The organism is Nocardia sp. NPDC004123 (assembly GCF_053603795.1).
The window spans coordinates 1-16,403 of record NZ_JBSGGG010000033.1 but is presented as its reverse complement, the minus strand read 5'-3'; the positions used below and the strand labels follow the sequence as shown (position 1 = coordinate 16,403).

Below are 16,403 nucleotides of genomic sequence, written 5' to 3'. Positions count from 1 at the left end.
GGGACGACGTGGCTACTCGCCGCCGCCGGGGTTGCCGATCTCGATCATGCGCTGCACCGAATTGCGGGCCAGGGCAGCGGTTTCGGCATCGACGTGGACCTCGTCGCGGTTCTCCACCAGGCAGCGGAGCAGGGCGGCGGGGGTGATCATCTTCATGTACTGGCAGGAGGCCCGGTCGTTGACGGGCTGGAAGTCGATGCCGGGGGCGGCTTTCCGCAGCTGGTGCAGCATGCCGACCTCGGTGGCGACCAGGACCTGGTTCGACTTGGCCGCCTTCGCGGCGTCGATCATGCCTCCGGTCGAGAGGATGTGCACCCGGTCGGCCGGGAACTCGCCCGCGCCCGCCAGATAGAGAGCCGAAGTGGCGCAACCGCATTCGGGGTGCACGAACAGCTCGGCGTCCGGGTGGGTGCGGGCCTGCTCGTTGAGCTCGTCGCCGTTGATGCCGGCGTGCACGTGGCACTCGCCCATCCAGATGTGCATGTTCTCGCGGCCGGTGACGCGCTTGACGTGCGCGCCCAGGAACTGGTCCGGCAGGAACAGCACCTCGCGGTCCGGGTCGATGGAGGCGACCACGTCGACGGCATTGGAGGAGGTGCAGCAGATGTCGGTCAGCGCCTTCACCGCGGCGGTGGTGTTCACGTACGAGACCACCAGCGCGCCCGGGTGCTCGGCCTTCCAGTCGCGCAGTTCCTCGGCGGTGATGGAGTCGGCCAGCGAGCAGCCCGCGCGCTGGTCCGGGATGAGCACGGTCTTCTCGGGGCTGAGGATCTTGGCGGTCTCGGCCATGAAGTGCACACCGCAGAAGACGATGGTGTCCTCCGGCGCCTCCGCGGCGATCCGGGACAGGGCCAGGGAGTCGCCCACGTGGTCGGCGATGTCCTGGATCTCGGGCAGCTGGTAGTTGTGCGCCAGGATGGTGGCATTGCGCTCACGCGCCAGCCGCTTGATCTCCGCCGCCCATTCGGGGGTGGCCTCCACACCGGAGTATCCCGACGGGCCGTCCGTGATGCGCTCGGTCAGCGTCATCGTCGCGCCCACTGCTGCAGCCATGGCATGGCTCCTTCTCTCATGCGCCCGGCAACCTCGCCGATTCGCATCCAACCGGTTTTCGACTTAGAATCGAAAACGTGGCCCATCGTAGCACCATCCACGAAACACTCACCGCGGTGTTCCAGGTTCGTCGCTTCCCTGACACCATCCGTGCAGGTGAGAGCACTAGCGTGGGTGGGATTGCCATCTCCGACCGCTGCCCGCCGGGTCAGCGCACCGAACTCGCGGTGCTGTTGTGGGAACGCGCCCTGGACCCCGCCAAGGGCACCTGGTCACTGCCCGGCGGCCGCCTGCGCGACGACGAGGATCTCGATACGTCCGCGGCCCGCCAGCTCGCCGAGAAGGTCGATGTCCGCGAGCTGACCCACCTCGAGCAGGTGTGGGTCTTCAGCGACCCCGACCGGGTGCCCGGCGACCGCCGAATCGCCTCGGCCTATCTGGGTCTGGTGCCGTTGACCGCCGAACCGGTGCTTCCCCACGACACCAAGTGGCACCCGGTCTCGGATCTGCCGGACATGTCCTTCGACCACGGCACGGTCGTCCGCCACGCGCGAAACCGCTTGGCCGCCAAGCTGTCCTACACCAATATCGCCTTCGGCCTGGCCCCCGCCACCTTCACCATGTCCACCCTGCGCGAAATCTATTGCGCCGCACTGGGCTACGACGTGGATACCACCAACCTCCAACGAGTGCTGACCCGCCGCAAGGTGATCACCCCCACCGGCGCGACCTCCTCCCCCGGCCGCGCGGGCGGGCGGCCGGCCGCCGTCTACCGCTTCACCGACTCCGGGATCCGCGTCACCGACGAATTCGCCGCCCTCCGCCCGCCCAGCTAGCCGCGCGGACCGACCCGCCTAGGCCGGTATTGTCGCCGCCCGGTCCGGATCGGTCACCGGGTCCAGCTTCCGGACCCGGATCGTGATCGCGACCACGATCGCCGCCAGCACGAAAAAGCCTGCGCCCCAATAGAACCCGACATCGTAGCTGTGAATCGCGGCGCGCGCCGGCAGATCCGGGGTGGGCGCGTGATTGCGCGCGTATCGCGTCGAGACCTGCACCGCGATCGTGGTGAGCAGCGCGGTTCCGATCGAGGCGCCGATCTGCTGCACGGCGTTCAGCAGGCCGCTGGCCACACCGGCGTCGCGATCGTCGATCGCGTACAGCGCGGTGGCCTGCATGGCCACGAAGATCTGCGCCATGCCGAGCGCTATCACGATCTCGGCCGGCAGCACGGCCGCCCAGTAGGGGTACCCGGCCCGCAACTGCGCCAGATAGATCAGGCCACCCGCCCCGAGTTGCGCACCGGCCAGCATCAGCACGCGCGGCCCGACCTGGGGCAACAACTTGCTGGCTATACCCGCGGAAACGACGATGCCGAAAGGAAAGGGCAGGAAGGCGATTCCGGCCTGCAACGGCGAATACCCGAGCGTCTGCTGGAAGTAGTAGCTGAGGAACAGGAAGACCGCGTACATCGCGACCGGAACCAGCAGCGCGACCAGGTACGAGCCGCCCCGATTCATCTCGCCCGGAATACGCAGGGGCAGCAGCGGATTGGCGACCCGCGCCTCGATGGCGACGAAGGCCAGCAGCAGGCAGACACCGGTCACCAGCAGCGCGACGGTGCCGGCCGCGCCCCATCCCGTCTGCGCCGCACGATTGAACCCGTACACGACGCTCGCCAGTCCCGCGGTCACGAGAACCACACCGGGCAGGTCGTAGCCGCCCGCCCGGCGGACCGGCACGTCCCGCACGACGACCAGCAGGGCCGCCGCCGCGGTGGCGGCCGCGATCGGAATGTTCACCAGCAGGCACCAGCGCCAGGACGCGTACTCCGTCAACGCTCCGCCGCCGATGAGCCCGACCGCGAACCCCGCTCCGGACACACCCCCGAAGACGGCGAAGGCGCGAGCCCGCTCCTGCGCCGCGGTGAACGTCACCGACACCAGCGACAGCGCCGAGGGCGCCAGCAGTGCCGCGAACATGCCCTGCAGCGCCCGGCCGGCGAACAGCATGCCCGGGCTCACCGCCGCCCCGGCCAGCGCCGAGGCCATCGCGAACCCGACCAGGCCGATGAGGAAGATCCGCCGCCGTCCGACATAGTCGGCCAGGCGGCCGCCCAGCAGCAACAGGCCACCGAACATGAGCGTGTAGGCCGTGAACACCCATTGCTTGTCGGCATCGCGGATGCCGAGGTCGGCCTGCGCGTAGGGCAGCGAGATCGTCACGATCGTCGCGTCCAGGACGACGAGCAATTGCGCGATCGACAGCACCAGCAGTGCCCACCAGCGACGATCGGATGCCGCCCGTTCTTCGGACATGAAGCTCACCCCTTACTTGTCGGTTTCCTGCGACCGCGCCGGTCTCACGCGACCGCGCGATTGGTGAAGGTCCGCCCGGGAAGGCGGCTCGCCACGAAATCCACCGCGGATCCGAGCACGCCGATGACGAGGATGATGGCCACAACCTGGTTGTAGGCCAACTGATCTCGGGCATTGAGGATCTGATAGCCCAGACCCGACCGGACCCCGAGCATCTCCGCGGGTACCAGCACGATCCAGGCGGTACCCAGACCCAGGCGCAGACCGGTCCGGACATGATCACGCACGGCCGGAATGATCACGACCCGCAGCTGTTCCACCCGCGTCGCGTGAAACGACCGCGCCACGTCCAGAAAGCCGCGGTCGATGGCGTGCACCCCGGAGACGGTGTTCAGCAGGATGGGCCACACGGCCGCGGCCGCGACCAGGAAATAGACCGGCTGATTGCCGATTCCGAACAGCGCGATGGCGATCGGCGTCCAGGACAGCGGCGAGATCATGCGCAAGAACTGCACGATGGGCGTGGCCGCCCGCTCGATCCGCATGCTCAGGCCGATCAGCAGACCCGCCGGGACTCCGATCACCATTGCGATGGCCAGGCCGATGACCAAGCGCCACAGGCTGATCGCCGCATCCCGATACCAGCACGCCGCGCTGATACAGATCGACGATCGCCGGTAGCACCCGCTGCGGGGCGGTCTGGCGCAGCAGCGAATGCTGCGGCGCCAGTACCGAAGTCGCCAGCCACCAGAGCAGAACGGTGAGGATGATGGCCGCGGCCGCGGGCCACGCCTTGGCGACGGCCGACCGGGATGCGGTGCGGGCGGTCGGGGCGGTTCGAACGAAGGTAGAAGTCACAGCAGTTGCACCTGTTCAGCTCTGACGAGGTCGGCGGGCAGACCCAATGCCTGTGTCCCTCCGTGTGCGGCAATCGAATTCAGCACGAAGGTGTCGTCGACCAGCCCCGCGTGCGCCGTGCTCGGATCCAGGTCGTCCAGAAAGCCGCGGTCGCCGTCGACCACGGTGTCGTGCATTGCCTCGACCAGCTTCCGGGTGAAGCTGGGATAGGGGTACGGCTGGAATCCCACCAGTTGCGGTGACCAATCGGGGTGTCGCAGTTGATAGGGCGGCGCGGGATAGGTCAGCGCCGCCCGAACCGCGGGCAGTGGCTGGGGCAGGTAACTACCGGACGTCAACGCTCCGGCGGATCCATTGCGGTCCGCGGTGATTCGCACTTGGGCGGCAACCACCGCATCCGTGACCACCTGCACCGCGGACGGGCGCTCCGCGATCACGTCGTCCCTGGTGACCAGTACGCAGCAGGCATGTTCACGCCACACGTCGCCCAGAAAGGTATGGATCCGCCCGATCCCCTCGAGCTGCGCGATGGCATTGAACGGGTCCGCCACCACGTACCCGGCGATGGAGCGATTCGCCAGGGCGGGAACCATATCCGACGGGCTCATGACGACGAGTTCGACAGTGCGCTGGGATCGCGACGCACTGCGCCGCACCACCGGAGTGATGTCGTGCGCTCGCAGCAGTTGCTGGAGGACGATGTTGTGGATCGACCACCAGAACGGGATGGCGACCTGGGTTCCCGCCAGCTGCTCCAGATCCGTGATGTCCGGGGCGACAGTGAGTGCCGAGCCATTGGTGTGATTCCAGCCCAGGACTCGCACCCCCGCACCCAGAACGCGCTGGAGCTGCAGCGCCATCGGCATCAACAGATGCGCGACATCGATCTCACGAGAGACGAACGCCTCCGCCAGCCCGGCCCAACTTCGGAACATCACCGGCTTACCGCTGCTCACCCCGGAGGAATAGAGGCCCGCCGAATGCGCGATCAGCAGCGGCGCCGCATCGGTGATCGGCAGGTAACCGATGCGAAGCGCGCTCTCCCGCCGTCGCCCGATGGTGGCCGCGCTGTGGACGAGGTCCGCCGAGCCGAAGAGCCCGGCGGCGACGGTGAGCCCCGTCGCGCCCGCCAGCAGGTACCGTCTCGAAATATCCGTCAAAGAACCGCCACCTCGTCCGGGTGGTACTGCTGGAGGATGTCGTCGCGCAGCGCCGGCGTATCGCCGGTTCGGACGTCCCGCCATTCACGGCGCACGCTGCCCCGGTCGAGCAGCACGATCCGATCCGACAGCGCGATCGCTTCGTCGACGTCATGCGTGATGAGCACGACCGTGGCCGCGAGTTCGGCGACGAGTTCGGCCAGCCACTGCCGCAGGTCGATTCGGGTCGCCGGGTCCAGGGCACTGAACGGCTCATCGAGCAGGAGCAGCCGTGGCCGGGTCGCGACCGCCCGCAGCACGGCCACGCGCTGCGCCTGGCCGCCCGACAGCTCGCTCGGATATCGGTCCGCGAGGCCGTCCAAACCGAAACGCCGCAACAGGGTTTCCGGATATCGATGGTCGAATTCGTGCCGGTGAGCGGCGAATCGCCGTGCCACCGAGATGTTCTCGATGACCGTGAGCCAAGGCAGTAGCAGGGACTGCTGGAACACCACCCCGGTGCGCGGGCGAGCGCCGTCCGCGCTCCAGCTCACCGTTCCCGCGGTCAGATTCTCCAAGCCCGCCAATATCCGCAGCAGCGTGGACTTTCCGCTGCCGCTCGGGCCCAGCACGGCGAGAAACTCACCGCGATCGATCGAGATGCTCACGTTGTCCAGCACGAGATTGTCGCCGAACTTCTTCGTGCCGCAATCGAGGGTCAATTCATTTCGCAAACAAGGACACCTTCGTGAGCGGAATCGAGCGAGCGCGCCGACCATCGGCGACAGCGCTCACTCGCTTCCGGGGTTCGCGCTATGCGCCCTTTACGCCGGTCAGCCGCGTGTACATGCCGCCGTGCACGCTGTCGACGACCACGTCGCTCAGCTGTTCACGGAATACCCGCTCGAACGGCTCGAGCTTCTTGTAGTGCGATCCGACGATGAACGACTTCAGGAAGTTGTACCCATTGATGGCGGGGTACCCGAATCCGGAGGTTCGCGGCAGGGCATCGATGATGCGCACACCGGTACCCGGCTTCAGGTTCGCGAGGAGCTCTTCCAGTTTCCGCGAAGGGTCCGGAACGCAGCTCATCGCAATGCAACTGAAGACCACGTCGACGTCTCGAAGCAGCGGTGTCGTCGCGATGTCGTCGACCACGAGCTTCACATTGTTCCACCCGTTCGCCGCCACCCGCTTCTCCGCCTTGGCGAGAATGGCCGCGTTGTTGTCCAACCCGATCACCCGGCCCGACGGGCCGATCGCGTCGATCAGAGCCGGGAAGGCAAGTCCGGTACCGCATCCGAGATCGGCCACCGTCTTACCGGACAGGTCCATTCCGGCGACCAGGGCCGGGTGCAGCTTGTCGATTCCACCGAGTGACAGGACCCACGCGGTCCGGTCGTAGATCGGTGCCGCGATATCGTATCGTTCTGCGAATTTCATACCCACTCCCTCAGGTTCTCTTCGGCCGAAGCAGTTATCGTCGAGTCAGTCGAACTCGGAAGCCGCCCTTGATCACCGGCGCCAGGCCGGGATCCTCGCGAAGTGACCACTGTGGCGGCACTTCGATCTTGTAGCGGCTGAAGATCAAGGCCACGAGGTACGGCGCGATCAGGTACCCCAATTGGGCGCCGGTGCATCGGTGTGGGCCCGCACCCCACGCCAGATAGTGCAACACCCGAGGCTGATCGACGCGTTTGCTCTTGTCGTAGAACCGATTCGGATCGAACGTGTCGGGATCGGTCCACCAGCGCGGGTCGCGGTGGATCGTCGAGATCGGAACGCCCAGCATCGTATTGGGCGCGATGTCGAATCCTTGGAAGTTCGCGCCGGTCGAGGTGAATCGGAGCAGGAGCGGAAGCCCTTGCATTCGCATCGATTCCTCGAAGCAGGATTTCACCCAATGCAGGCTGCGCACCGACTCGATGGACGGTTGTGAAAGATCGACAGTGCCACTCTCTTCCACGAGGCGATCCGTCGCTTCGGCGTCGAGGACGGTACGAACGACCGTTTGGGTGATCGCGCCGGCGGTAGTGCCATACGACGCGCTGGTCATGGTCGCCACATCGAAGCAGAGGTCCCAGAAGGTCATGGGGGTCTTCAGCTTCTCGTACCCCGCGAGCATGCCGTCCAGGACATCGCCGTAGGTTCCCAGAGCCGGCGAGTTCTGCCGCTCGACAACGCGATTCTTGACGATCTTCGCCGCGGTGTACACCGCCCAGGGCCGGATCTTGTACGGACCCCACGGGCGCACCAGATTCGGCGGATCAGCGATCTTCAGCGTCGATCCGAGGAACTTGGTGAAGGTCGAGAGGCCGTTGTGCAATTCATCGATCTCATGGGGAGTGAAGGGCTCGGTGAACGTCTGCTTCAGCACTCCTCGCAAGAGGGTCTGAAAAATCGCCTCCTGCAGATCGGTGACCCCCTCGGCGTCGGTCGCCACGGCGATGTTCGCATCGAGGCTGTCGAGATAGGCTTCGACATTGGCATTGAACGTGCTCTTCAGACCGTCCCGGGTGACCAGCGGACTGACGATCCGACGTCTTTCCCGGAAGAGCTCTCCCTCGATGAACGACAACCCGTTCTGCCGCTTCGCAATGACGGGATGATAGTTACCGAACTTGCTGTAGTCGCCGGAGGTATCACCCATGGCCGCGTGTGCGTCCTGCGGGTTACCCAGGACGACCAAGTCCCGCAGCGGGAACCTGATTCGGCTGACATCTCCGTACTGCCGGACAGTGTCCCGCAGGAACTTGTTGCGGTCCTTCGCGAACTCGGGGTATGAACCCATGAAACGGTGTCCCGGCGGCCCGGGCAGGTGCTCATTCGAGAAACGGCGGCTGATTATGCTGGTTTCAGAATGCACCTTCGGCGCCTCGACGTGCGGGCATTTGCTGGACATGAACAACCTTTTCCATCTCTACTTGCGGAACACATAGGCGCGAACCATGCCGCCGTGGTACCGCGCTCGGGAATCCAATGTGAGGCCGGCCTTTTCGCAGCGGGCTATGGTGTATTCCGCGCCGCGGTCCATCTCCACCTCCCTGGTCATGTGGGCGACGGGCGCCGAACCGAGAAGTCCCGCGATCCGGCGAATCAGCAACAGGCGGTACTTCAGCACCGTGCGCAGCAACTCGCTGTCCGGCAGGGCGAGTTCGATGAGCAGAAAGCGTCCGCCGTCGCGGAGCACCCGTACCGTCTCCGCCAGCGCGGCCGACGGGTCGTCCATGTCATCGAGCGCGAAACACATGACGACGGCGTCGAAAGTCGACGACTCGAAGGTCAGCGCCTCCGCGCTTCCGTGCACCAGGGCCCACTCGCTCCGCGGCCACTCCTGCCCCAGCCGCGCCAGCTTGCGCTCCGCCACCGCCAGCATCTGCTCATTGAGATCGACGGCGCAGTAGGACATCGGAAAGCGATATTCGGCGGCCAGCGCGGACGCGATCTCGGCCGTCCCCGCGGCGACATCGAGCACCCTCGAACCGGCCTCGAGCCGGAGCAGGCGAACCGCCTCGCGCCGGAGCCGCTTGTCGCCACCCAATGTGAGAATCGAATTGACCAGGTCGTAGCGCGGGGCTATTTCCGTGAACATCGCCTGCGGCGTAGCCGGACGTGTCCCGACCATTCGCGTCCCTCCTCTCTGATTGCCTGACAGTTTCTGATTGCCTGACAGTTCATTCGCTTCGCCCTACCCGGCGAATCAGCTGGACAGCCGCGTCGGCGCCCACCGCCTTCACCATCGACCACGCGCCGGATCTCGCGGCCTTACCGTCGCGCAGCCAGCCCGACACCAGTCCCACGACCTGGCGGACATGAATGCGTCCCGCCAGCGCGGGAGCCTCCACCGCGGGGATACGCGCGTCGATGAGCATCGGGCCCTCGGCGCGAAGCGCGGATCGGAAGGCATTCCCGAATTCCTCGGATGTCCGCGCCGTCACCGCGGGCAGCCCGCAATGCCGCGCGAAGCTCGCGAAATCCACTGGCGCGAATTCCGATGAGGTATCCGGCCATCCCATGATCCAGCTCTCGAACTTGATGGCGGCCAGCGCGCTGTTGTTGAAAACGACGATCACCGTTGTCGATTCGACCTTCGCGGCATTGCGGAGCTCGGCCAGCGTGATGCCGATCCCGCCATCTCCCACGATCGCCACCGAGATTTCCTTCGGTCTGCGTGCGGCGACGTCCACCGCGGCCGGCACCGCGAATCCCATGGTGGCGAAGGATGCGGTCCACAGATATCTGGACGCGGACCGTACGTAGCGGTAGGCCCAGAGCGTGTTGATACCGACATCCACGCTCAGGGTGGATGCTCTATCGGCTTGCGCGAGCTCATGATCGATGATCTGCGCGGCCGTGGCCGCGCGCAGTTCCCGCGCACTCTCCCGCGGTCCATTTCGCCGCGATGCGCCGGGCCGGGCGATATCGCGCACGGCGACAGGATCATTCGACGATCCGATCAGCGCCTCCAGCAACTCCCGTGCGTCTCCGAGCAGGCCGATCGATTCGGGTGGGAGACGAAGAAAAGTCAGTGGATCGGCATTGATCGACACCACCGGACCGTTTCCGACGAGCTCGAATGCGGAGCCGCGCCAGGACACGCCCACCAAAACGACAAGCCGGCTCTGCCGGATGTTCTGCATCGCTTCGTCATGGCCGGATGTCCCCACCAGGCCGTCGCAGTGTTCGCCTAGAACATCCGCGGCCAAGGCACCCATGGTGCAGTAGAGCGGAGCTCCCGTGCGTGACGCCAACTCGAGCAGTTCACGCCGTGCGCCGGCTGCGCCACGGCCCACAACGATCGAGACATTCTCGGCCGCTTCGAGCAGTTCCGCGGCCCGCGCGATCTCGTCGCGGGCGGCCATCGTGCTACCGGGAAGCCCGATCAACGACGTCGGAATCCCTTGCGCGTTCGAACTTTCCACGAGCGCCGCACTGTTGCCCGCCGCTATCGCGGAGCTGGCGACGTGAATGTGCGTCACGCCCTTACCCCCGGCGGCCACGGTCTGCAACGCGTCTCGAAGGCGAGTCGAATCCTTGGCGGTGCCGTCCAGAACCACCGATATCGCCGATATCTCCCCCAGCACGTCCACCGGATCCAGGAACCAGCGGTCGATTTCGAAGGAGACCAGCAGCACCGACGCGCTGTCGAACGAAGCGTCGTAGAGCCCGTTCAGCTGCGCGAGCAGTTCCGCGGGCGAGGTCACCAGGGCACACGCCGTGGTCCCCTCGGCCTTGAAGGCCGCGGTTGCCCGCATGGCGGCCGCCTGCGTATCGGCGACGACATGCACGTCGAGGTCGGTCGATTCACTCGCCGAACCGAGCCGCGCACAGCTGCTTCGCGAGAGATACACCGAGTCGACGCCGCGACCCGCTATCGCACCGAGCAGATCGCTCGCGAACCGGACGGCATCGGCGTCGACCCTCCCGCCGGACAGCGCCGGTTCCATTTCCAGCGCGGAGGTCAGGATCACGACCGGACCGTGCTCGCGGCCGGCCTCTTCCAGCCTCGAATTCAGCTCACTCGGGTTTCCGGCCCAGAACACCGGGATTCCGAAGGCCTGAGCCAGATCTCGGATCGTCGCACCGGATTCCGCTGCGCACACGACGGTGACGGGAACCGCGTAGCGTGCGGCGGTGGACAGTTCCGCGATGTACTGGTCCAGGGACGCGAGGTCGGTCAGCGCATAGCATCGATCACCGGCCGCCAGCGCGAGACCGATCGACATCGGCAGCGCCGACCCCTCGGCCTCCAGATTCCAGGCACTGTGGACATTCGCGTGCTCGCTCAGGAATCTGCGCGACAGCCGCTGGATCGGTCCTGGGTCGACGGCCACCGACGCACCCGCCAGTCGCCGTGTGAGCACCGCCCACCCACCGGGCAGCTCGGCGTCGCCCGGTGTGCCGGAGGGCTGCTCCGATGATGCTTGTGCCGGAACGTCTTTGCGGCTCGACACCGCGGAGGTCAGGGACTCCAGAATCGCCGGAATATCACCCGCGATTCCAACCCGCCGGCATCCGGCGTCGAACCCGGACGTGGCGAGATCGGTGATTTCGATCAGGATATTCGCCGCGGGAAAGTACCGCTCCACTCCGACGGTTCGCCGCCCGATCAGCAGCACGGTGCCGTCGGCCGCGGATGTTTCACGGTCGTCGACCGGGGTTACCAGCGCCTCCGGGATTCCCGACTCGGGCAGGGCCACCAGTGGAGCCGCCAGCGCGTGTGCGAGCAGGCGCGCGCGATCGACCGATTTCCTGCTGCCGGAACCCAATACGATTGCCGTCGGGTTCGCGCACAGGTGGTCGGCGAGGTCGTCGATGCGTTTCTTGTCGACCTTCGTGGCACTGCGGCGATCCAGCCGATACGGGCTCGCCTGTTCCCTCTCATCGACCGGTGCGTTCAGCAGATCCGACGGGACCGCGACATGAGCCGACGTCTGCTCGAGCCGTATCGCGAGCATGATCTGGTCGAAGACGCCGATCTGGTCGGCCGACATGATGTCCGATGAGCGCCACGTACCGTCCCGGAACAGCCGCGAGGATTCGATCTCCTGGAACGACTTCGTCCCGACACCGGCCAGCGGAACCTGTCCGGATATCGCCAGCACCGGCACCCGGTCGTAGAGCCCGTCATAGACGCCGGGCAACAAATGCGTGGCGCCGGGGCCGGCCGTACCGAAGCACACACCCACGGTGTCCGAACCGCGCGCGTAACCGACGGCCATCCAGGAGGCCGCGCTTTCATGGCGAACCGCGATGAGCCCGATCTCTTCCCGCCGCCCGACCGCGTCGACGAGGCAATTCACCGATTCCGCGGGCATCCCGAAGATGTAGCGCACATCGTTGCGGACCAATCGATCCACCAGCGCATCGGCGAACCGGGGACGGCCCATCAGATCGGCCCCCAGGTGCGGATTCATCTGTGGCATGGGCTTGCCTCCATTCCGCGGTATCCCTCCGCGAGTACATCGACAATGTCGGCTAGGTGCTCGAGTGCGGGCACGGTGATCCGGACGCCGAGGTCCGGATATTCACGGACGGCGATCCCCGAGCGGGCGAAGCAATCGACAAGAGAGGCCGTGTGCGGCATGGGCATCCAGAGAAAGTTGCCGCCCGATTCGGGGACGGCGAGTCCGTGCTCGCGAACCGATTCGGTGAACAACGACCGGCACTGCACGACCGAATCGACCTGGGCGGCAAGCTCGTTGCTCACCTCCAGCGAGGCGATCGCCGCGGCCACCGCCATCCGGTTCACACCGAAGGGCAATGCGGCCGTTCGACAGGCACCGATCAGATCTCTATTGCCGACGGCGTATCCCACGCGGAGCCCCGCCAGCCCGTAGGCCTTCGAGAAGGTCCGCATGACAACAAGATTCGAATACAGGCGAGTCAGCCGGAAGATCGCGGCAGGATCGACGGTTCGATCGAAATCGATATAGGCCTCGTCCACCACGACGACCGTGTGCCGCGGAGCCGTCCGGAGCACCATCTCGATCTCGTCGAGACGCACCCGCTCACCCGTCGGGTTGTGCGGCGAACAGATCAGGATCGCGGCCGCGTCCGATCCGGCCGCCGCCACCATGGAATCCAGTGGCTGCCAGCGTCTTTCCGTGCCCGGCACCGGCACCGGCGTGCCGCCGGAGTCCACGACGACTCGCTCGTACGCGTCGAAGGCCGGAACCGCGAAGACGACCCGGCCACCATCCCCGGCAACCCGTCGCAGCACGTATCCGAGCACGCCTACGCTGCCCGGCCCGACGATGACCTGATCGGCGGCGCAGCCCACGAACTCGGCGATGGCTCCCCGCAGCGAGCCATACGACGCGGAAGGGTAGTCCGCGGCGCGGTCCACCTCTGCCTCGATCGCCTTGCGGACGCTCGGCAATGGAGCAAAAGGCAACGCATTGTTCGAAAGGTCCAGCGCGACTACCGAATAGTTGTTCTCCTCACCCGAGCGATACTCGTTCCACACGACACCCGGACGCGCCTTCATCAACCTTTCCACCGCATCCATCAGGCGACATCCTTCTTTCTGCGGGTATCGAGCTTCAGCGCATCCATGAGGAAAATGACGACCAGCGACCCGGCCATGATGCTGATCGATGAAACGGAGGGATCCATCAGCAGGATCCAGGTCGACAAATACCCCGTCGATACCACCATGTCGAAACGAAGCATGTTGTTCGCCGACTGGCTGTCGTCACGACGGATCATCCGCGCGCACTGAACGCATACGACCGGGAACCATACGAGGGCCAGCAGATACTTCTCCCCGAACTGATCGGCGGCCACCAGGAATACCGGACCCAGGTAGACGATGATCGTCCCGGCCGAGGCCACGATCGCGGCTTGCAATCGTGTTCGGCTGATGGTCGCCGAGGTCGTCAGACCGGCAGCCCTGTCGCCGTAATAGTCGGGCAGATTCTTCACCAGCCCCTTGGCCGCGAACCACACGAACAAATATGCGGCCATGCTGATGAAGGGCCAATTCCCGAGAACCGCCGGTCCGTGCTGCGCGACGGCGGGAGCCATCAGGAACGGGAAGGCGACATCCAGCGCGAAGAGGCAGATCGACAGCACCGGCCGCGCCTTCACCCGAAACGGCGGCAGGGAGTACTGGTGTGCGATGAGAACACAGATCGCCGTCATCACGACGAAGACGGGGCTCACCAGCGTCGCCAACCCCAGCATGATCGCGCACACGACATAGGAACTCAGCAGCAGCCGCCGCCGGCCGTAGAGGCCGAGCAGGTACAGGCGGGCCGGCAGGTTCTCATTGTCTTCCGCGACATCGGAATAGCCGTTGAACAGATTCGCGACCGCGCTGTACAGGAAGGTGATCGCGAAACCGATCAGCACATCGAGGTCAACCGTCAGACCGAGGAGTTTGCAGGAAAGGCAGAACGCCAGCATTCCGGGTAGGCATGTACGCGGGCGGGCGAACGAAAGGAACAGCTCGATCCGCCCCAGAATTCCTCTCGTGTATCCCTCGGACGAATGTACCCAATCGAGTCTCTCTTCTGCCGACTTGTCCAGAAATTCGTCAAGTGTCGGTATCGACATAGTTTCAGCCACGATCACAGCTCACTCGTCATGCGCAGTTGGATATTGCCCGCCCCGGGCCCCCAGCTCCTGAAACCGAAACCCTTGCCCCACGATCGGCACTCAGAACACAACTCGTCAATGCTTATACGGTGTATTGCGATTCCACCGGTGTGAGCATACACGAAATCCGTTGTCGCCCAAGGGTGTTCAACCGCTGCTTTCATCAGTTGCACACCCCCATGCGCGGTCGAAAACCGTTGGCAATTCCCGTGATTCCGCGTGGGCGGGGTATATCAGACGTCGTCTCGTATCGCAGAGAGGGTTTCAATGCTGATCGACTTCGTTCCCGACCGGAATCTGTACCCCTTCGACTCTCGCTGGTTCGACTCGTCCGCCGGCCGGGTGCACTACATCGACGAGGGGTCCGGGCCGGCAATCCTGTTCTGCCATGGCGTTCCGACGTGGAGTTTCCTCTACCGCCACATCGTGCGGGAGCTGCGCGACCGGTATCGCTGTATCGTCGTCGACTACCTGGGGTTCGGATTGTCCGAACGTCCGCAGGGATTCGGTTACACGGTCGCCGAGCACATCTCGGTCCTCGGCGAGCTGATCGATCACCTGCGACTCGACGACTTCATCCTGATGGGACACGACTGGGGCGGACCCATCGGCCTCGGGGCGGTCACCACGCGCGCGGATCGGCTGCGCGGAATCGTGCTGGGCAACACCACGTTCTGGCCGCCCGAAGCGCGGGCGAATCGGGTCTTCAGCATGCTCATCCGCACCCCCCTGATGCAGCGGCAAGTGCTCGAGCGGAACTTCCTCGTCGAGCGCGTCCTGCTCGGCGAGCTGGGGCGCAAGCTCAGCGCGGCCGAGGCCGACCACTATCGCGGGGTGCAGCCCACCCACGCGGCTCGGCCCGGCCTCGGCGTGATCGCCAAACAGATTCGTGACGCCCGGCCGCTACTGGAGCAGCTCTCCCGAGACGTGCCCGCCATACTCGCCGACAAGCCGACCCTTTTGGTCTGGGGCATGCGGGACCTCGTCTACCGCCCGAAGGCCCACATCCCCCGAATGCGAGCGACATTCACCGACCTCGAGGTAGTCGAGCTGCCGAGCGCACAGCAGTTCATCCAGGAGCACGCACCCGATGAGATCGCGACGGCGATCGCGAAGCGGTTCCCCTGAGCCTGGTGAAACGATGGGCGGCGCCACCACTCGGTAGCGCCGCCCACGTCGATCAGGCTCGGCCGCGTGCCATTTCGAGCGCGCCTAGTTCTTCCGGCCCGGCGCCTTCATCCCCGACTTGAACCCCAGACCACCCGGCTTGGCGGCCGGCGGCGCGACGGAGCCATTCCCTTCCGGCGTGCCATTGCCCTCCGTCACGGCCGGAGCGGCGGGCTCGGCTGCCGGAGCTGGAGCCTTGGCCGGGGCTGGAGCGGCCTCGGCCGGAGCCGAATCCACCGGAGCCGCAGGCGCTTCCGGAGCCGCAGCGGCGGCCGGAGCCGCAGCCGCGGCGCCCGGGGCCTTCGGGCCGGGACGCTTGAGGCCGGACTTCATGGCCAGGCCCTTGGGCGCGATGGACGGCTTGGCCTCGGCGGCCGGAGCCGACGCGGCCGGAGCCTCGGTGGCCGGAGCCTGGGTGGCCGGTGCGGCAGCCGCGGCCGGGGCGGCGGCCTGCGCCACGGTCTCGGCCGCAGCGGCGTCGGTGGCGGGCTTGGCGCCCGGCGCCTTGGCGGCACCCTTCATCTGCAGACCTTTACCGCCGGGAGCCTTGAGGCCGCCCTTCATCGCGAGCCCGCCCGGCTTGGCAGCCGGAGCCGCCGGAGCCTCGGCAACGGCCTCGGCGGGAGCGGCTGCGGCGGGAGCGGCTGCGGGGGGAGCGGCTGCGGCGGGAGCGGCTGCGGCGGGAGCGGCTGCGGCGGAGGCGGATTCGGCGGCGGGAGCCTTCGCACCCGGCGCCTTCAGACCGCCCTTCATCTGCAGACCCTTG

At 66.1% G+C, this 16,403-nt stretch carries 12 protein-coding genes and 2 pseudogenes; 2 read left to right on the top strand and 12 right to left on the bottom strand.

What is annotated here, in order from left to right:
- Window positions 1–12: 12 nt before the first annotated feature.
- Window positions 13–1,053, bottom strand: a complete 1,041-nt coding sequence (gene nadA, locus ACWEQQ_RS37500) for a quinolinate synthase NadA (protein WP_354845966.1) — start codon at window positions 1,051–1,053, stop codon at window positions 13–15.
- A 77-nt stretch (window positions 1,054–1,130) separates the two neighbouring features.
- Here nadA and ACWEQQ_RS37495 point away from each other — a divergent pair, with 77 nt between their 5' ends.
- Window positions 1,131–1,889, top strand: a complete 759-nt coding sequence (locus ACWEQQ_RS37495; RefSeq protein WP_452351547.1) for an NUDIX hydrolase — start codon at window positions 1,131–1,133, stop codon at window positions 1,887–1,889.
- Window positions 1,890–1,907: 18 nt separating this feature from the next.
- Here ACWEQQ_RS37495 and ACWEQQ_RS37490 read toward each other — a convergent pair whose 3' ends face one another.
- From ACWEQQ_RS37490 to ACWEQQ_RS37445, 10 genes and pseudogenes are all read right to left on the bottom strand, one after another.
- Window positions 1,908–3,371: an MFS transporter gene (locus tag ACWEQQ_RS37490; protein ID WP_452351546.1), complete on the bottom strand. Its 1,464-nt coding sequence runs from the start codon at window positions 3,369–3,371 to the stop codon at window positions 1,908–1,910.
- Between the two features lie 44 nt (window positions 3,372–3,415).
- Window positions 3,416–4,229 (bottom strand): annotated as a pseudogene (locus ACWEQQ_RS37485) (ABC transporter permease).
- Complete coding sequence (locus ACWEQQ_RS37480) at window positions 4,226–5,389, bottom strand: ABC transporter substrate-binding protein (RefSeq protein WP_452351545.1); 1,164 nt, start codon at window positions 5,387–5,389, stop codon at window positions 4,226–4,228. Before ACWEQQ_RS37480 ends, ACWEQQ_RS37485 begins: the two are co-directional and overlap by 4 nt.
- On the bottom strand, window positions 5,386–6,048 hold the full coding sequence (locus ACWEQQ_RS37475; RefSeq protein ID WP_452351587.1) for an ABC transporter ATP-binding protein: 663 nt from the start codon (window positions 6,046–6,048) through the stop codon (window positions 5,386–5,388). The genes ACWEQQ_RS37480 and ACWEQQ_RS37475 overlap by 4 nt, the downstream gene beginning before the upstream one ends.
- 133 nt (window positions 6,049–6,181) lie before the next feature.
- On the bottom strand, window positions 6,182–6,811 hold the full coding sequence (locus tag ACWEQQ_RS37470; protein WP_452351544.1) for a class I SAM-dependent methyltransferase: 630 nt from the start codon (window positions 6,809–6,811) through the stop codon (window positions 6,182–6,184).
- A gap of 34 nt (window positions 6,812–6,845) precedes the next feature.
- Window positions 6,846–8,270, bottom strand: coding sequence for a cytochrome P450 (locus ACWEQQ_RS37465; protein WP_452351586.1), 1,425 nt, complete (start codon window positions 8,268–8,270; stop codon window positions 6,846–6,848).
- An 18-nt stretch (window positions 8,271–8,288) separates the two neighbouring features.
- On the bottom strand, window positions 8,289–8,993 hold the full coding sequence (locus ACWEQQ_RS37460) for a class I SAM-dependent methyltransferase (protein WP_452341133.1): 705 nt from the start codon (window positions 8,991–8,993) through the stop codon (window positions 8,289–8,291).
- A gap of 49 nt (window positions 8,994–9,042) precedes the next feature.
- Entirely contained in the window at window positions 9,043–12,294 is a 3,252-nt protein-coding gene (locus ACWEQQ_RS37455) for a thiamine pyrophosphate-binding protein (RefSeq protein WP_452351543.1), read from the bottom strand.
- Window positions 12,282–13,379: an aminotransferase class I/II-fold pyridoxal phosphate-dependent enzyme gene (locus ACWEQQ_RS37450; protein ID WP_452341131.1), complete on the bottom strand. Its 1,098-nt coding sequence runs from the start codon at window positions 13,377–13,379 to the stop codon at window positions 12,282–12,284. The genes ACWEQQ_RS37455 and ACWEQQ_RS37450 overlap by 13 nt, the downstream gene beginning before the upstream one ends.
- On the bottom strand, window positions 13,379–14,446 hold the full coding sequence (locus tag ACWEQQ_RS37445) for a UbiA family prenyltransferase (protein ID WP_452351542.1): 1,068 nt from the start codon (window positions 14,444–14,446) through the stop codon (window positions 13,379–13,381). Before ACWEQQ_RS37445 ends, ACWEQQ_RS37450 begins: the two co-directional genes overlap by 1 nt.
- A 291-nt stretch (window positions 14,447–14,737) precedes the next feature.
- Between ACWEQQ_RS37445 and ACWEQQ_RS37440 the strand changes: the two genes are divergently transcribed.
- Window positions 14,738–15,598: a haloalkane dehalogenase gene (locus ACWEQQ_RS37440; protein ID WP_452351541.1), complete on the top strand. Its 861-nt coding sequence runs from the start codon at window positions 14,738–14,740 to the stop codon at window positions 15,596–15,598.
- 84 nt (window positions 15,599–15,682) lie between these two features.
- Here ACWEQQ_RS37440 and ACWEQQ_RS37435 read toward each other — a convergent pair.
- Window positions 15,683–16,403: pseudogene (locus ACWEQQ_RS37435) on the bottom strand (Fe-S oxidoreductase); the annotation flags it as partial.